The following is a 19,921-nucleotide window of genomic DNA, read 5'->3' on the forward strand; positions in this document are numbered from 1 at the left end:
GTTGTAACGATGGCTGAAGAAACGAATCCAGATGCAGAAGGAATGGACGCAGATCTTGCTGACGAGTGGGCCGCGGCGATGTCTGAAGCGGGTGATGGTGAAGGCGGTGATTCAGGCGAGGGTCTGGATGATGAATGGGCAGCGGCCATGTCAGAACAGGATGTTAAGCCTGTTCAATTAGATCAACTTGGTTCCTCTGGGGCGCCGGGTTCGATCAGCTCTGATATGGATCTGATCATGGATATTCCGGTAACTCTTTCTATGGAGCTCGGGAATACGGAAATAGCCATTCGAAACCTTTTGCAGCTTACTCAAGGGTCTGTTGTTGAACTGGATAGGTTTGCTGGTGAGCCGTTAGATGTATTGGTTAATGGTACTTTGATTGCTCATGGTGAAGTGGTGGTGGTTAACGATAAGTATGGTATTCGCTTAACGGATGTTGTCAGCCCAAGTGAACGAATTAAACGTTTGAAGTAAGAGGGTAGTATGGGACGCTTAGTGTTAGCGCTTGCCATAAGTTTCATGTCTTACAGTGTTCAATCTGAACCTTTTTCTGGCGGTGTGAAACTTGCCGAAGCGTCCTCTGTTTGGCGTTTGTTTTTTGCTCTGGCGTTCTTGTTGGTGCTGATTCCAGCAGTAATCTGGGGGCTAAAGCGATTGCAGGGCCTTCAGCACAAGCTATCTAAATCTGAAATTCAAATTATTGCTTCACAATCAATTGGTGCAAAAGAAAAGTTATTACTCGTTGAGGTTCAGGGAAAGCGAATGCTGATTGGTGCCACGGCAAGTTCTATTACTCGATTACGTGAATTTGATAGCAATGGCGAGCAATTCGCAGAATTAATGAGTGAACAATTAACTAATGAAAAATAGACGTTTATTGATCATTAAACTGCTTACAACGTTATCTCTTTTTTTTCCGCTCTTTGCTATGGCAGAACCTGGATTACCAGCGGTTACGCTGACAACAAATCCAGACGGCAGTCAGGAATATACGGTAAGCCTGCAAATACTCTTTATAATGACCGCGCTGACTTTATTGCCAGCGGCGCTCATTATGATGACTTCGTTTACTCGAATCATCATTGTGTTGTCTATTTTGCGACAAGCGATTGGTCTACAACAATCGCCATCTAATCAAATCATGTTAGGGATGGCGCTTTTTCTAACGCTTTTTATCATGACGCCTACTTTGGACAAAGTGAATGAATTGGCGTTACAGCCTTACTTAAATAATGAGCTGACTTCTTTGCAGGCGGTGGAGGCTGCATCCAAACCAGTGCGTGAGTTTATGCTGGCTCAAACCCGTGAGGATGATGTGGCATTGTATGTGAAGTTGGCGGGTAAAGAGGGCCAAATTGAATCCTTAGAGACACTTCCATTTACGATTCTAATGCCGGCCTTTGTGACCAGTGAGCTTAAGACGGCTTTCCAGATAGGCTTTATGCTGTTTATCCCTTTCTTGATCGTAGATATGGTGGTAGCCAGTGTATTAATGGCGATGGGTATGATGATGCTTTCACCAGTCATTATCTCTTTGCCATTTAAAATTATGCTCTTTGTTATGGTTGATGGCTGGTCAATGATAATGGGGACACTGGCAGCAAGTTTCGGGATATAGCGATGGATCCTCAGGTAATTCTTGACTTATATGGACAAGGTTTTTATTTAATTGTGGTCATGGTATCCGCCGTCATGGTACCTAGTTTGGTCGTAGGTTTGATTGTGAGTGTTTTTCAAGCTGCGACCCAAATCAACGAGCAAACCCTAACTTTCTTACCGCGTTTTGTAGTAACCATCTTTGCGATTATGCACTTGGGGCCTTGGTTGCTGTCTAGTTTGACTGACTTTTTTAACCAGCTGTTTATCGATATTCCAATGTTGATTGGCTAATGTTAGAGCTTAGTACAGACGAGCTTTATGCTCTGATCATTAGCTTTCTCCTTCCCTTTTTTAGAATTGGCGCTTTTTTGATGGCATTGCCATTATTTGGTAGTCAATTAGTGAGTACTCGGGTCCGGTTGGTGTTTGCGTTTGTCTTAGCCATCATTATTACGCCCTTGGTATCCATTCCTCAATACGATCCTATTTCTCCGGCATTCATATTATTGATATTTGAGCAGTTAGTGATTGGAATTGTGCTTGGTTTTGTGGTCACAGTGTTATTCCAAGTGTTTTCTTTGGCGGGGCAATTGGCGGCAATGAAAGCTGGTTTAGGTTTTGCGATGTCTAACGATCCTGCGAATGGCGTTTCTGTGGCGACAATTGGACAATACTATATGACTATGGCTGGTTTGGCGTTTCTAGGCACTGATGGTCATCTCGTTATGATTGAATATTTGGCGGAAAGTTTTGAGTATTGGCCTATCGGTAGTGGCTTTGATAGTCAACGCTATTGGGATATTGTGATGCTTGGAGGTTGGCTGTTTGAGAAAGGATTACTTGTGGTCTTGCCATTAGCGGTAGCTACTTTAATTTTAAATATTTCGTTTGGTATTGTCGCTAAAGCTTCCCCCCAGTTAAATATCTTTGCATTGGGTTTTCCCGTTATTATGCTTTTCTCATTACTCTTTATCTGGATCATGTTGCAGGACTTTCTAGATATATATCGGTTATTCTTCCAAGAGATGACGTCTTGGTTGCAAGAAACATGGGGGATTAGCTCAAATGGCTGAAAATGAAGACGGTACAGAAAAAACCGAAGACGCCAGTGCCAAGAAACTCCAAGAGGCGCGTGATAAAGGTAATATTGCTCGGTCGAGGGATCTGAGTAGTGCGGCGCTCTTGGTTGTTTCTGCTCTATCAATGTACATGGTCGGCATGCTAATAGTTGATGACCTGATGAACCTTTATGCGTTCAATTTTTCTATTGCACGAGAAGACCTTTTTGACGTGGCCATGATGATACATCATCTGTATGTGTCAATTATGACGGCTATTGATTCATTAACGGTATTTATGTTGATTGTTGCAGCCGCTGGGATCATCGGCAGTGTGGCTTTTGGAGGTTTTAACTTCTCTTGGGAGCCGATCGTTCCTAAGCTGTCAAAAATGAGCCCTATTCAGGGCATCAAGCGAATGTTTTCGGTGCAGTCACTCGTCGAATTGCTGAAATCTACTTTAAAGATTTTATTGGTCGGAACGGTTGCGGCGTTTGTATTGCTACATTACTTACCAATGTTAACCGGTTTGGCTTTTGAATCGATTGGTAATGCGATGAGCCACACTCTCGATACGTTGATTTGGGCATTTATTCTTATTTCTTCATCGTTAATTATTATTGCGGCAATTGATGTGCCTTTCCAGGCTTGGCAGCACAAAGATAAATTAAAGATGACCAAACAAGAGGTAAAAGACGAATACAAACAATCGGAAGGTGACCCGCAAGTAAAAGGGCGTATACGTCAATTGCAACGACAGGCTGCGATGCGAAGAATGATGTCTGATGTTCCACAAGCCGATGTGATTATTACAAACCCTACTCATTTCTCGGTGGCTCTTAAATACGATCAGGAAAAAGGAAAAGCTCCGATCATGGTTGCAAAGGGAAGTGACTTCATTGCTTTGAAGATTCGAGAGATTGGTAATTACTATGATATCCCTGTGATACAATCGCCAGCCTTAACAAGGGCTGTATATAAACATACCGAAATTGGTGAGGAAGTGCCTGAAGGGTTGTTTAAAGTGATTGCTCAATTGTTGGCCTATGTGTATCAGTTACGTTTAGCTAGAACAGGTCAGAAGGCACCTGACTCGATGCCGAGCTTCGACATTCCAGAGGAATTTAGATGGAATGGCGAATAATATTTGTGTTTTCCGAGGTGTAAGTGGAATTTGATCGTCAGAGAATACTAGGTCAAACCCGAGGTATCTTAAGTGGTAACTTAGGCGTGCCATTTATCTTATTGGCTTTATTGGCCATGATGGTATTGCCGCTTCCTGCCTTTTTATTAGATGTCTTATTCACATTTAACATTGCGTTAGCCATTGTGGTTTTGTTGGTCGCTGTATATTCCATGCGACCACTGGACTTCGCTGTATTTCCAACCATCCTTCTTATTTCAACATTAATGCGCCTTGCCTTAAATGTTGCATCAACTCGTGTCGTTCTTCTAAACGGGCATGAGGGGGGCGATGCGGCCGGAAAGGTAATCCAAGCTTTTGGTGAAGTGGTTATCGGTGGTGATTATGTTGTTGGTTTTGTGGTTTTTGCAATTCTCATGATCATTAACTTCGCGGTTGTTACCAAAGGTGCAGGTCGAATATCCGAAGTGAGTGCTCGATTCACATTAGATGCTATGCCAGGTAAACAAATGGCGATCGATGCGGATCTAAATGCTGGAATGATAGATGCTGATCAAGCAAAGCAGCGCAGGGACGAAATCGCAGCAGAGGCTGAGTTTTATGGCTCAATGGACGGTGCATCCAAATTCGTAAAAGGTGATGCTGTTGCTGGATTGATGATTCTAGGTATTAATATCATTGGTGGATTGGCAATTGGTATGGCACAGCATGGCCTATCATTTGTTGAGGCTATTCAGGTCTATTCATTGTTGACTATTGGTGATGGCCTTGTAGCACAGATTCCGTCACTTATGCTGTCTACCGCCGCGGCAATCATGGTGACTCGTGTCAACGAGTCTGGTGATATGGGACAGCAAATTTATGGTCAAATGTTTGGTTCTAGTAAAGCACTGTATATTGCGGCGACCATTCTAACGATCATGGGTATTGTTCCTGGAATGCCCCATTTTTCCTTTCTTTCTTTGGCTGCGGCTATTGCTGGTCTTGCCTACTTTCTTGAATACCGTAAAAAGAATCAAGCGAAAGCGAAGACAGCGGCTAAGGGGGCGAAAAAAGGCGATCAAAGTGCTGCTCAACCTCCAGCGGAGAGCAAAGATTTGAGCTGGGAGGATGTGGCGCCAGTCGACATGCTTGGTTTAGAAGTGGGTTATCGTTTAATTCCCTTGGTTGATAAAAGCCAAGGTGGTGAGTTACTCGCCCGTATAAAAGGCGTTCGTCGTAAGTTATCGCAGGAGCTGGGGTTCTTAGTGCCGAGTGTTCATATTAGAGATAACCTAGACTTAATGCCAAACGCTTACAGAATCACCTTGATGGGGGTTAGCTTAGCTGAAGCGGAAGTACACCCAGATAAAGAACTGGCAATCGATCCCGGCCAAGTTTTTGGGAAAATTGATGGTATACCGGGCAAAGACCCTTCCTTCGGTTTGGATGCTATTTGGATTGACACCAAAAAAAGAGACCAAGCGCAAACGTATGGTTATACCGTTGTAGATGTTAGTACAGTCGTTGCTACTCATATAAACCAAGTAATGCAAAAACATGCTTATGAGTTGATTGGTCATGATGAAGTGCAGCAGTTGCTTGGTCTTTTAAAGCAGCATAATCCTAAATTGGCGGAGGAGCTTGTACCGAATACTGTGCCTTTGAGTGTACTGCTTAAAGTGTTACAAAACTTGTTACAGGAGAATGTGCCGCTGCGTGACATGCGAACCATAGCCGAGGCGATTATGGGGGTTCAGCCAAAATCTCAAGACCCTATGATTTTAACGACCGCAGTAAGAACGTCTTTATCTAGAATGATTATGCAGTCTTTAGCAGAAGGAGTGGATGAGGTGCCTGTGATGACTCTAGATCCACAGCTAGAAAAAATGTTGATGCAAACCGTTCAGCAAAGCCAGCAATCAGGAATTAAAAATGAAGAGGCTTTGATCCTTGAACCACAGATGGCTGAACAATTACAAAAATCCTTCCGCGAGCATGCAGAACAGCAAGAAGCAATGGGGAATGCCCCAATATTGATTGTGTCTGCGCCAATTAGGCCTATGTTAGCTCGTTTTATGCGTTATGGTGGTGTTGGAATGTCTGTCTTATCTTATCAAGAAGTTCCTGATAACAAGCGAGTAACCGTAGTGGCTGTAATTGGTCAGTAAAAAAGGAAAGCTATTGATTTTCGAGCTATATTTATCAAAACCTTTCGGGTAAGCTATGGATTTGTATGCATAAATAGACTTAAAGGACTGGTATTCAATGCAGTATAGGCGGTTTCGAGCTCCTGATATGCAAAAGGCGATACGTAAGATACGTGACGCCGTTGGGCCTGATGCTGTCATTATGTCTAATAAACGCTTACCAAGTGGTGAAGTGGAGATTGTCATTGCAATTGATTACGACGGTTCTATGCCGCCTAGTCATTCGGCAAAAACAAATGCTACTCAAGCTCAGCCTTCAACGTCTAAACCTGAACCTAGTGCATCCTATCAAGAGCGTATAGCCCAAGCGCGGAATATGAGCGCTTCACCAACGGCCCCTAAAAAGGGGGAGGCATACGAGGTTTTTGAAGAGCCAGCTCCTGCGCCAGTATCTAGAGCGCCAAGAAATCATTATGTCGATATGCCTGAACAGGCTTATGAGCCCGCTTCTGCTCCACTTGAAAGACCCATTCAAGAAGATCTATCCATTCGGAATCATGTAGAGAACCGTCCATCACCTGATGAAGAAAAGCTCCGTGCTATGGAAAAAGAGCTTGAGCAGGTACGCCGACTTTTAGAACAGTCTCAAGAAGAAAAAACTACTCCCAACTCAACTATTAAGAAACCTACGTTGGATCAGCGCTTGCAAAGTCAGTTAGCGACGTTGGGGTTATCCGAAAAAGTAATTGAGAAGATTGTATCGGACTTATCTCTCACGGGGCGTGAGGAAGACTGGAAAAAGGCGTTATCACATCTTGCTGACAGTATCCCTATTCGCTCTAGTAATGAGACCTTTCAAGGTTGTATTGCCTTTATGGGGCCAACTGGCGTTGGTAAGACAACGACTATCGGTAAAATTGCAGCCCAGTACGTTCTTAAATATGGCTCGAATAGTGTGGTCCTAATTACAACGGATACTTATCGAATAGCCGCTCATGAGCAGCTGAGAACGTTTGGTCGAATTCTAAATGTACCCGTTGAAGTAGTGAATGAGTTTACTGACCTCAATGAAGTGTTAGACAAATATGCAAATTACTCTCTTGTTTTAGTTGATACCGCAGGGATGAACCCTCGCGATCGAAATCTAGAGCGACAATTAGCGATGATGAAACGTGCTCGGGGGTATTTAAAGAAGCTTTTGGTGCTTCCTTGTACGAGCCAGCGTCAAGTGCTTAAGACGGTTGTTGATGTATACTCACAGATTCAGTTAGATGGATGCGTACTGAGCAAATTGGATGAATCTGCTTCTCTAGGTGAGGCCATTAGTGTTGTTATCGAAGAAGGGTTGCCTGTAATGTATGTTGCAGATGGTCAACGAATTCCAGATGATATTGAGCCTGCTCGAGCTCATAATCTAATTAGTCGAGCTGTTTATACTGCAGAGCAGTTTGGCCAGTTGTATGGCGCTCTTAAGTATGGGAGTTAGTAAAATTATGTTATTTGGCAGAGCACTAAGCCCAACTATATAGTACATTTATACTTACAAGTGCTTTCCGGTAACGAATAAATTCTTTTAGCGTATTGCAGCGCTTAGATGGATGTAGCATGTACACAAAAAAGGCGACGTTATCGATAGATGCGATTGTGCTGAAATATGACTTTTTGGTAAAAAAAATCGCCTATCATCTATTAGCTCGTTTACCGAGTAGTGTTGATATTGATGATTTGATTCAAGCTGGAATGATGGGACTTATCGAAGCTTATAAGCGCTTTGAGTCTACTAAAGGAGCGTCTTTCGAAACTTATGCTGGGATTCGCATTCGTGGTGCGATGATGGATGAAGTTCGAAAAAGTGATTGGGCTCCAAGATCAGTTCGAAGAAACAGCAGGGCTGTAACATCAGCGATTCGAGAGGTTGAATCCATCAGTGGTCGAGAAGCTTCTGATGTAGAAGTGGCTGCGCACATGGGGATAAGTATTGATGAATATCATGATATCTTGCATTCATCGATGTCAACCCAGTTGTTTAGTTACGAAGAAATGTTAGAAAGTGAGAGTGGTAGCCACGAACTTGATATCAAGATCGATGGTGAGACTAGTCAGCCAGACTCAATGGTTGAAGAGGCGGGTTTTCAAGTACATTTAGCTCAAGAAATTGATAAATTACCTGATCGAGAAAAACTTGTGCTTTCTCTCTATTACAATGACGAGCTAAACTTAAAAGAGATTGGTGCCGTGCTAGGTGTAAGTGAATCACGTGTGAGTCAAATACACAGCCAAGCCGCTATGCGCCTTCGCTCTCGTTTAAGTGAATGGCAGAATTAATTAGTATGATAGAAATGACTTTACCTAAGGGTTGTGGAGGTTGCATTGGATAAAAATATGAAAATCCTGATTGTTGATGATTTCTCGACAATGAGACGTATCATCAAAAATCTACTGCGGGATTTAGGGTTTACCAATACAGTCGAAGCAGATGATGGAACGACTGCGCTGCCTATTCTGCAAACTGGAACAATTGATTTCCTTGTGACGGATTGGAACATGCCTGGCATGACCGGTATTGAATTGCTTCGTGCAGTTCGTGCCGATGAAAAGCTGAAAACGATTCCTGTTTTGATGGTGACAGCTGAGGCCAAGCGAGACCAGATCATTGCCGCTGCTCAAGCAGGTGTGAATGGTTACGTGGTGAAGCCTTTTACGGCGGTAGCGTTAAAGGAAAAGATTGAGAAGATCTTCGAACGAATTGATTCGGCAAAGTAGGTGCTGTGAATGTCTGTTGAAAACGAGTCAAAAATGGGGGAGTTCGAGTCCGTTGTAAAGGACGGTGCCATCGACCTACTTAATAAATTAGAAGTTGGTGACTTTAGTGGCGCGATAAAAATCATCCAAGAACTAAGTGAGGCTCGCCACAAAAGCTTTTACAACGAAGTAGGTTACCTTACTCGTAGTCTGCATGATGCTATCCGAGATTTCCAAATAGATTCTATGGATATGATGATGCAGGGCGGTGTACCTGAAACTGAAGTCGGCTCTCGTATTACCGATGCATCTGATCGTTTAAATTACGTTATTGAAATGACGAGTTCAGCTGCAAACAAAACTATGGATATGGTTGATAGCAGCGTTCCTGTCGCTAGTGAGCTGCAAATGCAAGCTAGAGAGTTACACAAAGATTGGAATCGTCTTATCCAGAGAGATTTAACCCCTCAAGAATTCCGAGATTTATACAAACGTATAGATGCTTTTTTGAAATATACGGATGAAAGTGCTACGACCTTACATAATAATTTAAATACTATTTTATTAGAGCAGGGTTACCAAGATTTAACTGGACAAGTCATTACACGAGTTAACGAATTGATACGTGACGTTGAAGAGCGTTTAGTTCATCTTGTCTCAGTAGCAGGTCGTGTTGATAGTATTTCTGGTATGGAACACGAATCAGAGACTAAAGAGCGTGACGATGACCGTGGACACGGGCCAGCAATTAATAAAAATGACAACCCTGAAGTACTAAATAACCAAGACGAAGTTGATGACCTTCTTTCGAGTCTTGGTTTTTAAGAGGAGCTGCGGCGGATGAGTTTCGAAGTCGATGAAGAAATTCTACAGGATTTTTTAGTAGAAGCTGGAGAAATCCTGGAACAGCTCTCAGAGCAACTGGTAGATTTGGAGCAGAATCCTGAGGATACTGCTTTACTGAATGCGATATTTCGTGGTTTCCACACTGTTAAAGGTGGAGCAGGCTTTTTGCAGTTAACTGCATTGGTTGATTGCTGTCACTATGCTGAAAACGTATTCGATATTTTAAGAAATCATCAGCGAAAAGTTGACTCTGAGTTAATGGATGTAGTGCTACAAGCACTTGATGCTGTCAACGAGATGTTCGAAACAGTCCGTGCCGGAGGCGAGCCGGAGCCTGCGGATCCTCAAATCATAGAGTCATTAAGTTACTATGCTAAGCCTCCTTCTGAAGATGAAGAAGATGATGAGGAAGAAGGTGAAGATGCAGAAGAAGCTCTAGTTGAAGAAGAGCCAGTAGAGGAAGAGCCTTCTAGCCTAAGTAATTCTGATTCCACTACACATGATGATATATCCGACGATGAATTTGAATCGCTGCTGAGTGCATTAGGTTCCTCCGATTCGACTGAGCCGAATCAAGAAGCAGGTAGTGCCGAACCAGACTCTGATGATATTACGGAAGATGAATTTGATGCATTACTAGACCAGCTTCATGGCAGCAGTGCGCCAGGTATGGAGGCGGATGCTCAAGAGCCTGCTAAGGCAGAGCCGTCCTCTGCTTCTGGGCCAGAGTCAGATGACATTACTGAAGATGAATTTGAGGCGCTACTTGATCAGCTTCATGGTGGTGGTGCACCAGGTGTTGAGGATGATACTACCTCTAAATCTGAGAAAGTTGATGATGAGAAAACATCTTCTAAGGAAGAATCAACTCATGACTCTAGTTCAGCAGAATCTGACTTAATAACAGAGGATGAGTTTGAGCAGCTGTTAGATAGTTTGCATGGCAAGGGCCAAGGTCCGAATCCAGCAAAAGAAGCTGAAGCTAAGAAAGCTACTTCGGAACCTAAACCTGAGCCAAGTGTAAACGCTGAACCTGAGAAGAAAGCGGCCAAACCTAAACCCAAGGCAAAATCGGCACCTAAAAAGCCTGCTGCACCAACTCCGAAGCCTAAGGCTGATGCGGGTGAGGCTGATTCTAAAGAGAAATCTCAGCATGCGCCTGTGGTTCAGGAAACTACGGTTCGTGTAGATACAAAACGTCTTGATGACATTATGAATATGGTTGGTGAACTAGTATTGGTTCGAAATCGCCTTGTTCGTTTGGGTCTTCAAAGCGATGATGAGTCTATGAGTAAAGCGGTTGCCAACTTAGATGTGGTAACTGGGGACTTGCAAAACGCGGTAATGAAAACGCGTATGCAGCCAATCAAGAAAGTATTTGGTCGATTCCCAAGGGTTGTACGTGACCTTGCGCGTAACTTAAAGAAAGAAGTCAATCTTGAACTCCGTGGTGAAGATACCGACCTAGATAAGAACCTTGTAGAAGCCTTAGCAGATCCGCTGGTTCACTTGGTTCGAAACTCTGTTGACCATGGTGTGGAAGCACCTGATGTACGTGAGGCGAAAGGTAAACCACGTGTGGGTCAAGTTATTTTATCTGCTGAGCAAGAAGGTGACCATATTCTGCTATCCATTGATGATGATGGTGCGGGTATGGATGCAGATGTACTACGTCGTAAGGCTGTTGAAAAAGGCCTTATGGATGCAGACACAGCAGAGCGATTATCTGACGATGAAGCGTTTAACTTAATCTTTGCTCCAGGCTTCTCTACAAAAGTAGAGATCACAGATGTGTCTGGCCGTGGCGTTGGTATGGACGTTGTTAAAACGAAAATATCTCAGTTAAACGGCACATTGGATATTAAATCTGTACTTGGACAGGGCTCTCGGTTCAGTATCAAGGTGCCACTAACACTGGCGATTATGCCGACGTTGATGGTGATGTTGAACGATCAAGCGTTTGCGTTCCCTCTTGTCAGCGTAAATGAGATCTTCCACTTAAACCTTAAGAAAACAAACATTGTTGATGGCCAACAGGTTGTTGTGATCCGTGGTAAAACTTTACCAATTTTCCACTTGAAGAACTGGTTAATAAAAGGCGCTGCCTTCGACGAAAAGCCTACTGAAGCTCATGTCGTGGTTGTACAAGTTGGTATGAATGAAGTTGGTTTTGTTGTGGATCAGCTTGTTGGACAAGAAGAAGTGGTTATTAAACCTCTAGGGCGAATGCTGCAGGGGACTCCTGGTATGGCAGGTGCGACAATTACGGGAGATGGTCGTATTGCAATTATCCTAGATGTTCCAAGTATGCTTAAGTCATATGCTTCGCGCTAAGTTGGTTACAGGAGCTGTATTATGCCAGTGAAGGTGCTGGTAGTTGACGACTCAGGTTTTTTTCGTCGTCGATTAGTTGAAATCTTTAGTGCTGACCCACGACTACAAGTTGTAGGTACTGCTAATAATGGTAAAGAAGCTGTCGATAAAGTTGCTTCATTGTCCCCTGATGTTGTGACAATGGACTACGAGATGCCGGTGTTAGACGGCATTTCAGCCGTTGCCGAGATTATGAAGCGCAAGCCGACACCTGTATTGATGTTTTCTTCGTTGACGCATGAGGGGGCTCGGGTCACTCTGGATGCTCTTGAAGCAGGTGCAGTTGACTTCATGCCAAAGAATTTTGAGGATATTTCTCGAGATTCTGCGGTGGTAAAGCATGCGCTTGTTGATCGAGTTTTAACGGTAGCGCGCACACGATTAGGCAATACGTCTAAGCCTGTTGCGCGTGCAGCGGTAAAAGTTGCTCCCAAGCCTATTGTTGTTGACAATGATCGAGGCGTTATCATTCCTCGGGCACGTAAGAAAGTGAGTTTAGTTGCCATTGGGACATCCACTGGCGGCCCTATGGCGCTGCAAGCGGTATTAACCAAGTTACCTAAGGACTTTCCTGCTCCTTTAGTTTTAGTGCAGCATATGCCTGCTGCCTTTACTCATGCTTTTGCAGATCGTCTCAATAATATTTGCCAGATCAAAGTTAAAGAAGCTGAAGATGGCGATAAGCTTATACCTGGTGTTGCTTTACTTGCACCTGGTGGTAAGCAAATGATGGTTGATCCTCGCAATGGCGGCTGTGTCCGCATACTTGAGGGTGATGAACGCTTAAACTATAAACCCTCTGTTGATGTAACCTTTGGCTCTGCTTCAAAATGTTACCCTGGTAAAGTACTGTCAGTTGTCATGACAGGAATGGGAGCTGATGGTAGAGAAGGTGCTCGAATGCTTAAGAATTCAGGCTCGCGTGTCTGGATTCAAAGCGAAGATTCCTGTGTCATATATGGGATGCCTCAAGCGGTCGAAAAAGCAAATTTGGCGGATGATATCATTCATTTAGACCATATTGGTGAGCGCATCGTAAAAGAGGTTAGCTAGTGGATTTGCTTACGCTGGCTGGTCTGATCGTTGCGTTTACTTCGGTATTTCTAGCCAATTGGTTAGGCGGTGGTGAAGTCATACTACTTCTAAATCTGCCGTCTGCCATCATTGTTGTGATTGGAAGTCTTGGTGCAGCGCTGGCACAAAGTAATTTGCGCGAAGCCTTATCTGCAATAAAAATGCTTTCTTGGGCTCTCTTTCCTCCAGCTATTGATCTTTCTGGTAATCGGCGAACTATTAATCTTTTGGCTCATAAAGCTAGGCGCTTTTCTATTATTGCCTTAGAGGCTGACATTAAAGCTCTGAATAATATTTTTGCGATGAGAGCAATGCAGATGGCTGTGGATGGCGCAGAACCTGATTTATTATCAGATCGTCTGCATGATGAAGCTGAACGTATTAGAGATAAGCGCGGACATTGTATTAGTTTTCTTGAATCCATTGGCGGGTACGCACCAACCTTGGGTATTATGGGGTCGGTATTAGGGTTGATTCAAGCCATGGCTAACCTTGATAGTCCCGAAGCATTGGGCCATGGTATTGCTGTTGCATTTGTTTCTACTCTTTATGGGCAAGGGTTTGCAAATTTAGTTATCTTTCCAATCTGTCGAAAGCTATCGCGTTATGCTGACTTAGAATTGCTCAATAACCAAATGTTTATTGATGGAATACATGGCATTGCAACCGGCAAACATCCACAACGTCTTGATTTAGAGCTGAGTGGGTATGAGTGACCGGCAGCGCAGGCGCAGACCTTTGCGTAATAAAGATCAGAACGCACCGCACCATGATCGTTGGATACTTTCTTACGCAGACTTCATCACTTTATTGTTCGCTTTCTTTGTTGCTCTGTACTCAATTTCTCTTAAAGATGCTGGAAATGAAGAAGTATTGAGCGAAACGTTAAATGGCGTATTTGATGCAGTGCAGAAATCTATCAAGCCTATAAATGTTGGTGATCCTGTAGCAGGGCAGCCTGAGAGCGAAAGGCTACTGGAGGTTGTTCCGCCTGAAGAGTCCGAAGCGGATAACCCGCCTGGAGAAGTAGAGGGGAGAAGTCCATTATACGATGCTTTGAGTCAATCTATAGACTCCCAATTTCCTACCTTGCAATCTTCCGGACAAATCTCAATTTCTGAAAATGCAGACTGGATAACCTTGGATATGAAAGCTGCTTTGGTGTTTGATCAAGGCGACTATGAATTAACCAATGAAGCTGTTGCATTGATGATCGTTATTTCTAATATACTTCGTACTTACCCAGCACCTATTATGGTGCTGGGTAATACTGACGATCTCCCCACTAACTCAACAACTATTCCTTCAAATTGGCATTTATCAAGCCTTCGAGCAGCCTCTGTTGTTGATGAATTAGTGTATCGTGGTATTAACCCTAAATTATTAGCCCCACTTGGCTTTTCAAGCGAAAACCCTAAGGTGAGAAATACAAATGATTTTGCAAGGGCTCAAAATAGGCGTGTAACACTAAAAATCAGCAAGCGTAGGGCTGATAACCTGTACGATTACTTGTTTAACTAGCAAGTAAATGTATATGATTAATGTGCAAATAAATAAGTAAACTTCTTGCATGGCAACTAAGGGGTCAGTGTGCATATTTGGGCGGTGGCAAATCAAAAAGGGGGAGTGGGTAAAACCACGACCGTGGTTAGTTTATCTGGGCTATTAGCAGATGCCGGCCATCGTGTTTTAATGATCGACTTGGACCCACATGGTTCCTTAACCAGTTATTTTCGATTCGACCCTGATTCTATTGAGCACAGTGCTTACGACTTATTTCAGGTAAATGGCAAAATTCCTGAAGAGTTACCACGTTCTCTAGTGTTGGAAACTGGCCACCCCAATCTATCACTTATGCCTGCCTCGACGGCTCTGGCAACACTTGAACGGCATGCTCAAGCGCAAGGTGGTATGGGGCTAGTGATTTCTAAAACACTAGCGATTTTATGGGATGACTATGATTATGTGTTGATTGATAGTCCACCTGTATTAGGTGTGTTAATGATTAACGCTTTAGCTGCATGTCAGCAGTTGGTAATTCCTGTTCAAACTGAGTTTTTAGCGATTAAAGGCTTAGAGCGAATGATTCGAACGTTGACTATGATAAATAGAGCTCGTAAGCGACCAGTACCTTATACAATTGTCCCAACTTTATACGACCGTAGAACTCAGGCTTCAAATAAAAGTTTACGTAGTTTGAAGGACTTATATGAAGAGGCTGTTTGGCATTCAGTCATACCAATTGATACAAAACTTCGTGACGCAAGTACTGCAGGCGTTGCACCTTCAGCTTTAGATGCAAGTGCTCGTGGCGTTAAAGCCTATGCAAGTTTGATGGATACCCTACTGAATCCATCTGGTTAATCAACATGAAAGATACAAAATCGAAAGATCAGTCATTAAACGGGCCGCAGCAAGCGCTTCAGAACTACTTAAATGAATTACTACAGGAAACGACTTTTCCTGTAGATGCTCCATTGCAGGCTGAAGAGAAACAAACGTCCGCTGTAGCGGATAGTGATTCAAAGCACGATGATGTTGTTCAGAGCGAGCCTGAAATCCATGAGTCAGATTCGCAGTCTAACAGTAATCAAGACAATGACTTTGAGGCTAGCCAAGAACTATCTCAAGAATATAGCGAGCCGGAACATTACAATCTTAGTAATGAAAATAATGAAGAGTTTGATTACTCAGCTTTAGATGCTTCGTTTGCAGATTTTGAAACAGCAATTCAAACGTTACAAGCTGAGTATGAGCCAAATGTTATTCCTTCTGCTGAATTGCAAACATGGGATATGGAAGCAAATTTAGCTTCTATTGAAGAGCAATTAGAACATAGTGCTCTTGAGACTGAGACTGAGACTGAGACTGAGACTGAGACTGAGACTGAGACTGAGACTGAGACTGAGACTGAGACTGAGACTGAGACTGAGACTGAGACTGAGACTGAGACTGAGACTGATGAAGCATTTGACCTTGAGAAGGCCTTTGCTGAAGTCGCTGAACAAGAAGCACAGCAATTACATGCAAATGCTGAGCAAGAAACTTTCCAGGAGCCAGCGGAAATTGTAGCTTCTCTAGAGCCAGAGCCAGAGCCAGAGCCAGAGCCAGAGCCAGAGCCAGAGCCAGAGCCAGAGCCAGAGCCAGAGCCAGAGCCAGAACCAGAACCATCTAAGTTTATTCCTAAGACTGAACCACTACCTTGGGCAAAGAGTCGATTTGAATGCCTACTTTTTTATGTTGGTGGTTTAAAAATAGCTGTTCCTTTGGTGGAGTTGGGAGGAATATACCAATCCAGTGATGAGAAACTTACTGAGATATTTGGTCAGCCAAAATGGTTCATGGGGATGGCGAATGTGGGTGAGCGTAATTTGCGAACAGTCGACACGGCTCGTTGGGTGATGCCTAATCACTATGAGGGTGACTTGAAAGATCACTTTAAATTTGTGATTCAATTAGATCGTTCAAACTGGGGATTGGCGTGTGAAAAGGTGGCAGAAGCTATTTCCCTTGAGCCATCACAGGTAAAATGGCGTTCCGATCGAAGTCGACGTCCTTGGTTGGCAGGTACGGTAATTGATCATATGTGCGCTATATTAGATGTACAAGGTTTTATTGAGTTACTAGAAGATCCTGAAAATGGTTTTCGTAAACATTTAAAAGACTAAGCTTGCGGAGGTCGTGATGTCGACAGGTGTTGCTTTGAAAAAAGAAGTAAAAGAAAACGATGATCCAATGCTGCAATGGGTAACGTTTCGTTTAGAGGATGAAATTTACGGCATCAATGTGATGCAGGTAAAAGAGGTTCTGCGTTATTCTGAAATTGCTCCAGTACCCGGTGCGCCATCGTTTGTGTTAGGTATCATTCATCTTCGTGGTACGGTCGTAACCGTTATTGATACTTGTCAGAGATTTGGTCTTGTGTCAGGTGAAATAACGGATGCAACTCGTATTATGATTGTCGAAGTTGAAGGTCATGTTATCGGTATTCTTGTCGATGCCGTATCAGAGGTCGTTTATCTTCGTCAATCTGAAATTGAAGTGTCTCCGAGCGTTGGTAACGATGAGTCTTCTAAGTTCATTCAAGGTGTTTGCCACAAAAATGATACTTTGTTGATTTTGGTAGATTTAGATAAAATGCTATCTGAAGACGAGTGGAGCGAAATATCTTCTCTCTAAAATCGATAATATTTCAGTAGGCGATTGATGGAATCTCAATGGGTTTTTAATTTATTGTTAGTGCTGCAATTTGTTTTGTTGTTAGCGTTAGCTTTTTGGGCATTTCGTCTATCTAAGAGACTAAAAAAGTTTGAGCGCTCTGCTAACGAAGCCGAGCTGGCACAAAAAAAGCAAGTGCAAGTATTGGCCTCCGGTTCAATAGGTATGGGGCGTCGTCTTGTGGCGATTGAAAAGCGGCTTAACATGGCCGTTGAACGTCAATCTGAAATTATTTCCAAAGAGGGAAGTAGCGTTTCTTATAATCGTGCAATGGAGCTTCTGGAAATGGGGGCCAGTGTTGATGATTTAGTATCTAAGTGTGGGTTAATTCGAGCTGAGGCTGAATTGATCAGTTTATTAAAAAAAGAAGCGCGTCGTAACCCTAACTCAAGCCAATCCTACTAAAACGGCTGAAGATCTTTATTGCCTTTTAACGAATGTGAAAAGGCAATAATTTCAGCAACAGCAAGATATAAGGTTTCAGGTATCTCATCGCCGAGTTCTAGAGTCGAAAGTACTTCAACTAACTCAGGACTTTTGTGAAGTAGTACATCATTTTCTTCAGCCACACGCATGATTTGTTCTGCTAGATAACCAGTTCCTTTAGCCATGACCTTTGGCGCACTTTGAAAGTCGTACTTTAGTGCAACAGCTTTTTTATTAAGTGTTTGGCTCATCTACGTTCTCACATCAATTAATCGTTGCTGTTTCTGTTCTTGATATTGGTTTGATTGTGTTTGTAAGTTTGCTCTAAAGCAATCAAGTGTCTCGATTTCCACTTGCCTATTACGTAAGCTTGTTCGAAGTTCGTCCAAGTGTTCACGAATAAGCCTTTCTGTATCTGCTTCTTCAACAGCAAAGATAATTCCTACCTTTTTATCTTGGATGCTAGTCCTAGCCTCAAAACGCCCCGTTTCTTCAAAGTCAAATTTGAGCTGCACCAACCAACGTCTTTTATGAGGTTCAATGTCCTCGTTATTACCCGATTTGTCTTGATCTATGTTGATGTTTACCACCGAAGTGGAACGCCCATCTTTGATTGGGATTTCAACACTCAAAGGCAAAATAGAGCCGTCCTGCTGAGCATTTTCTATCAGGTTTCGAACCTGATTGGTGGTGATACGTTCAATGGCGCCTGCGACCAGATTCAGAGCTTGATGAGAATTAGCTGCTTGTACACCTGTTACATTGGCCTGTCTTGCTACGTCTTGGTTTGCAACGTCTAGTCGTGAAAGGTTGAGTTTAAAGTCTGTTGCAATATTCATGTTCTTAGCCAAGTTGTTTTCGCTAAAAAGGCCAGAATTTTGGATTGCTTGTTTGATTCCTTCGCCTGATTGGGTCAAGTTTTGGATGTTGGGTAGCTGTTTCACTAGTTGCTCTAGAGCACCAGCGACTTTTTCCGGTAACGCGACACCACTTTGAGATAGGGTATTGAGCTGACGAATCATCGACAAAAATTCCTGTGGTGTAATTTGTTTTGGCAGTGTTTGTCGTAAGCCTTCGGTAAGTGTTGTGGTGGTTGGGGACGTTTTCTCTGCAGGGTAAAGCTGCATTTGCCCTTGTTTATCAATAACGACAGTTAATTTCTCACCCTCTTTGATGGGATGTTGAGTATTAAGAATGAACTCTTCCTTGCCATCGCTTACTACTACACTGAAGTTGGTTTGGAGTTGAGTAGCATTTGTCGACGATACCGTGCTCGCAGAGACAGTATTAAGCGGTTGAACATAGCCTGACTGTACATTTGTCTGTGTGTTTCGTTCCGTTGCAAGGGGCTGAGTCTGCTCTGGCGGAGTATTAGTCAGAGGTCGGTTTATGGCTGACACTTCATTAATCGATGCAGAGTTATTTGTTAATGAGTTAACTTTTAAGTTGTTAGCCTGTGGTTGGCTTGTAGAAGCTTTGGCTACTGCCTCAGTTGTTTTATTTAATTGTGAAGTAGGGCTTTCCAAACGAGATGTTGTCTTTTGTGCAATGTCTTGTGTGTTGTTTGTATTTGCCTGTTGAGGTGTTCCATTAGGTTTTGCTGGTGTTGTATTTGCTTGATGAGTGGCAGAAGTATTGCTACGAATAACAGTCAGAGTAATAGGGCGGCTAGCAACGACCACTTGTGCGATTGTTGTTGCCTGCTGACTGATAACAGTAGATGTATTAGCTACATCGCTTCTAGTCTGATTAGTATACGTTTGATTGTTGGTAGGAGTGTTTGTATTAGGGGAACTTGTATTAATAGTTGCACTCGAAGATGGCGAGGCATAACTGATTGAAGGTTGAGGCGTTGTAGAAGAGCCTGTTGTCTGTGATGAGATAGGTTGTTGAATATTGCTGTTTGTTTGGTTAGGTCGCTGACTTGCAACGGTTAAAGAGACCTGATTGCCGGCAACGTTCAGTGAACCTTTGTCACCTGCTTGGATTTGCTGGTTGGGTTTGTCATTAATTAGAGTGTATTGCTGCAGATCATTTCGTGTTATGCCAATCAACTGTTTGTTTCCATGATCGCTTTGAGCATTTTTGACGGATGTTATTTGAATCGCATGTAGGCCATCGATCAACTTTAGTTCGCTACTTAATTTCGCAATGCTTCCCACGTTGGAAGTTGTCGTTGTTTGTGTAGACGACGTTTTTCCTTGACTAGAAATAAGCGAATTTATGTCCGTGATCATGCTTTCACCACCCTTTCTTTCTGAAAAGCTAGAAATATATTTTATAATAGGCGTCAATCTAGAGTTCTGCTC

At 43.1% G+C, this 19,921-nt stretch carries 21 protein-coding genes; 19 read left to right on the forward strand and 2 right to left on the reverse strand.

Annotated features, from left to right (window positions below):
* The first annotated feature begins 9 nt into the window (after nt 1-9).
* From fliN to JHD44_RS01095, 19 genes are all read left to right on the forward strand, one after another.
* Nucleotides 10-477, forward strand: coding sequence for a flagellar motor switch protein FliN (gene fliN, locus JHD44_RS01005; protein ID WP_199460207.1), 468 nt, complete (start codon nt 10-12; stop codon nt 475-477).
* 9 nt (nt 478-486) lie between these two features.
* On the forward strand, nt 487-873 hold the full coding sequence (gene fliO, locus JHD44_RS01010) for a flagellar biosynthetic protein FliO (protein WP_199460208.1): 387 nt from the start codon (nt 487-489) through the stop codon (nt 871-873).
* Entirely contained in the window at nt 863-1,621 is a 759-nt protein-coding gene (gene fliP / locus JHD44_RS01015) for a flagellar type III secretion system pore protein FliP (protein WP_199460210.1), read from the forward strand. The genes fliO and fliP overlap by 11 nt, the downstream gene beginning before the upstream one ends.
* Before the next feature lie 2 nt (nt 1,622-1,623).
* A complete protein-coding gene (fliQ, locus tag JHD44_RS01020; protein ID WP_199460212.1) occupies nt 1,624-1,893 on the forward strand; it encodes a flagellar biosynthesis protein FliQ in 270 nt (89 codons plus the stop codon).
* Entirely contained in the window at nt 1,893-2,675 is a 783-nt protein-coding gene (fliR, locus tag JHD44_RS01025; protein WP_199460214.1) for a flagellar biosynthetic protein FliR, read from the forward strand. Before fliQ ends, fliR begins: the two co-directional genes overlap by 1 nt.
* Complete coding sequence (gene flhB / locus JHD44_RS01030) at nt 2,668-3,804, forward strand: flagellar biosynthesis protein FlhB (protein WP_199460216.1); 1,137 nt, start codon at nt 2,668-2,670, stop codon at nt 3,802-3,804. Before fliR ends, flhB begins: the two co-directional genes overlap by 8 nt.
* A gap of 23 nt (nt 3,805-3,827) precedes the next feature.
* The gene (gene flhA, locus JHD44_RS01035) at nt 3,828-5,954 is read left to right on the forward strand and encodes a flagellar biosynthesis protein FlhA (protein WP_199460218.1); all 2,127 of its coding nucleotides are present in this window, start codon (nt 3,828-3,830) and stop codon (nt 5,952-5,954) included.
* Nucleotides 5,955-6,081: 127 nt separating this feature from the next.
* Nucleotides 6,082-7,419, forward strand: coding sequence for a flagellar biosynthesis protein FlhF (flhF, locus tag JHD44_RS01040; RefSeq protein ID WP_233401541.1), 1,338 nt, complete (start codon nt 6,082-6,084; stop codon nt 7,417-7,419).
* A gap of 119 nt (nt 7,420-7,538) precedes the next feature.
* On the forward strand, nt 7,539-8,258 hold the full coding sequence (locus JHD44_RS01045; protein WP_199460222.1) for an RNA polymerase sigma factor FliA: 720 nt from the start codon (nt 7,539-7,541) through the stop codon (nt 8,256-8,258).
* Nucleotides 8,259-8,303: 45 nt separating this feature from the next.
* Entirely contained in the window at nt 8,304-8,696 is a 393-nt protein-coding gene (gene cheY / locus JHD44_RS01050; RefSeq protein ID WP_055461991.1) for a chemotaxis response regulator CheY, read from the forward strand.
* A 9-nt stretch (nt 8,697-8,705) separates the two neighbouring features.
* Nucleotides 8,706-9,500: a protein phosphatase CheZ gene (locus tag JHD44_RS01055; RefSeq protein ID WP_199460224.1), complete on the forward strand. Its 795-nt coding sequence runs from the start codon at nt 8,706-8,708 to the stop codon at nt 9,498-9,500.
* 15 nt (nt 9,501-9,515) lie between these two features.
* A complete protein-coding gene (locus JHD44_RS01060) occupies nt 9,516-11,855 on the forward strand; it encodes a chemotaxis protein CheA (protein ID WP_199460225.1) in 2,340 nt (779 codons plus the stop codon).
* 21 nt (nt 11,856-11,876) lie between these two features.
* On the forward strand, nt 11,877-12,947 hold the full coding sequence (locus JHD44_RS01065; protein ID WP_199460227.1) for a protein-glutamate methylesterase/protein-glutamine glutaminase: 1,071 nt from the start codon (nt 11,877-11,879) through the stop codon (nt 12,945-12,947).
* Nucleotides 12,947-13,684, forward strand: a complete 738-nt coding sequence (locus JHD44_RS01070; protein ID WP_199460229.1) for a motility protein A — start codon at nt 12,947-12,949, stop codon at nt 13,682-13,684. The genes JHD44_RS01065 and JHD44_RS01070 overlap by 1 nt, the downstream gene beginning before the upstream one ends.
* Nucleotides 13,685-13,706: 22 nt before the next feature.
* Nucleotides 13,707-14,489 (forward strand): flagellar motor protein MotB, encoded by a 783-nt coding sequence (locus tag JHD44_RS01075; RefSeq protein WP_233401543.1) that lies wholly within the window; start codon nt 13,707-13,709, stop codon nt 14,487-14,489.
* Nucleotides 14,490-14,558: 69 nt separating this feature from the next.
* Nucleotides 14,559-15,332: a ParA family protein gene (locus JHD44_RS01080; protein WP_199460233.1), complete on the forward strand. Its 774-nt coding sequence runs from the start codon at nt 14,559-14,561 to the stop codon at nt 15,330-15,332.
* Nucleotides 15,333-15,337: 5 nt separating this feature from the next.
* Nucleotides 15,338-16,636 carry a chemotaxis protein CheW gene (locus tag JHD44_RS18665; RefSeq protein WP_233401545.1) on the forward strand — a complete coding sequence of 433 codons (1,299 nt, stop codon included), beginning with the start codon at nt 15,338-15,340 and terminating at the stop codon, nt 16,634-16,636.
* A 16-nt stretch (nt 16,637-16,652) separates the two neighbouring features.
* Nucleotides 16,653-17,147 carry a chemotaxis protein CheW gene (locus JHD44_RS01090; protein ID WP_199460235.1) on the forward strand — a complete coding sequence of 165 codons (495 nt, stop codon included), beginning with the start codon at nt 16,653-16,655 and terminating at the stop codon, nt 17,145-17,147.
* A gap of 27 nt (nt 17,148-17,174) precedes the next feature.
* On the forward strand, nt 17,175-17,591 hold the full coding sequence (locus JHD44_RS01095) for a DUF2802 domain-containing protein (RefSeq protein WP_199460237.1): 417 nt from the start codon (nt 17,175-17,177) through the stop codon (nt 17,589-17,591).
* Here JHD44_RS01095 and JHD44_RS01100 read toward each other — a convergent pair.
* Together JHD44_RS01100 and JHD44_RS01105 are read right to left on the reverse strand one after the other, a co-directional pair.
* A complete protein-coding gene (locus tag JHD44_RS01100; protein WP_199460239.1) occupies nt 17,588-17,863 on the reverse strand; it encodes an EscU/YscU/HrcU family type III secretion system export apparatus switch protein in 276 nt (91 codons plus the stop codon). The two genes, JHD44_RS01095 and JHD44_RS01100, sit on opposite strands and share 4 nt — an antisense overlap.
* Nucleotides 17,864-19,849, reverse strand: coding sequence for a flagellar hook-length control protein FliK (locus tag JHD44_RS01105; protein WP_199460241.1), 1,986 nt, complete (start codon nt 19,847-19,849; stop codon nt 17,864-17,866).
* Nucleotides 19,850-19,921: the final 72 nt, after the last annotated feature.

This window comes from Marinomonas ostreistagni (genome assembly GCF_016461785.1).
GTDB lineage: Bacteria > Pseudomonadota > Gammaproteobacteria > Pseudomonadales > Marinomonadaceae > Marinomonas > Marinomonas ostreistagni_A.

What these genes read in the sequence shown, in the direction of transcription:
- fliN (WP_199460207.1), top strand. Translation starts at nt 10, where the DNA reads ATGGCTGAAGAAACGAATCCAGATGCAGAAGGAATGGACGCAGATCTT.
- JHD44_RS01055 (WP_199460224.1), top strand. Translation starts at nt 8,706, where the DNA reads ATGTCTGTTGAAAACGAGTCAAAAATGGGGGAGTTCGAGTCCGTTGTA.
- JHD44_RS01045 (WP_199460222.1), top strand. Translation starts at nt 7,539, where the DNA reads ATGTACACAAAAAAGGCGACGTTATCGATAGATGCGATTGTGCTGAAA.
- JHD44_RS01060 (WP_199460225.1), top strand. Translation starts at nt 9,516, where the DNA reads ATGAGTTTCGAAGTCGATGAAGAAATTCTACAGGATTTTTTAGTAGAA.
- JHD44_RS01105 (WP_199460241.1), bottom strand. Translation starts at nt 19,849, where the DNA reads ATGATCACGGACATAAATTCGCTTATTTCTAGTCAAGGAAAAACGTCG.
- flhF (WP_233401541.1), top strand. Translation starts at nt 6,082, where the DNA reads ATGCAAAAGGCGATACGTAAGATACGTGACGCCGTTGGGCCTGATGCT.
- JHD44_RS18665 (WP_233401545.1), top strand. Translation starts at nt 15,338, where the DNA reads ATGAAAGATACAAAATCGAAAGATCAGTCATTAAACGGGCCGCAGCAA.
- fliQ (WP_199460212.1), top strand. Translation starts at nt 1,624, where the DNA reads ATGGATCCTCAGGTAATTCTTGACTTATATGGACAAGGTTTTTATTTA.
- fliO (WP_199460208.1), top strand. Translation starts at nt 487, where the DNA reads ATGGGACGCTTAGTGTTAGCGCTTGCCATAAGTTTCATGTCTTACAGT.
- fliP (WP_199460210.1), top strand. Translation starts at nt 863, where the DNA reads ATGAAAAATAGACGTTTATTGATCATTAAACTGCTTACAACGTTATCT.
- JHD44_RS01095 (WP_199460237.1), top strand. Translation starts at nt 17,175, where the DNA reads ATGGAATCTCAATGGGTTTTTAATTTATTGTTAGTGCTGCAATTTGTT.
- JHD44_RS01090 (WP_199460235.1), top strand. Translation starts at nt 16,653, where the DNA reads ATGTCGACAGGTGTTGCTTTGAAAAAAGAAGTAAAAGAAAACGATGAT.
- fliR (WP_199460214.1), top strand. Translation starts at nt 1,893, where the DNA reads ATGTTAGAGCTTAGTACAGACGAGCTTTATGCTCTGATCATTAGCTTT.
- JHD44_RS01100 (WP_199460239.1), bottom strand. Translation starts at nt 17,863, where the DNA reads ATGAGCCAAACACTTAATAAAAAAGCTGTTGCACTAAAGTACGACTTT.
- JHD44_RS01065 (WP_199460227.1), top strand. Translation starts at nt 11,877, where the DNA reads ATGCCAGTGAAGGTGCTGGTAGTTGACGACTCAGGTTTTTTTCGTCGT.
- flhB (WP_199460216.1), top strand. Translation starts at nt 2,668, where the DNA reads ATGGCTGAAAATGAAGACGGTACAGAAAAAACCGAAGACGCCAGTGCC.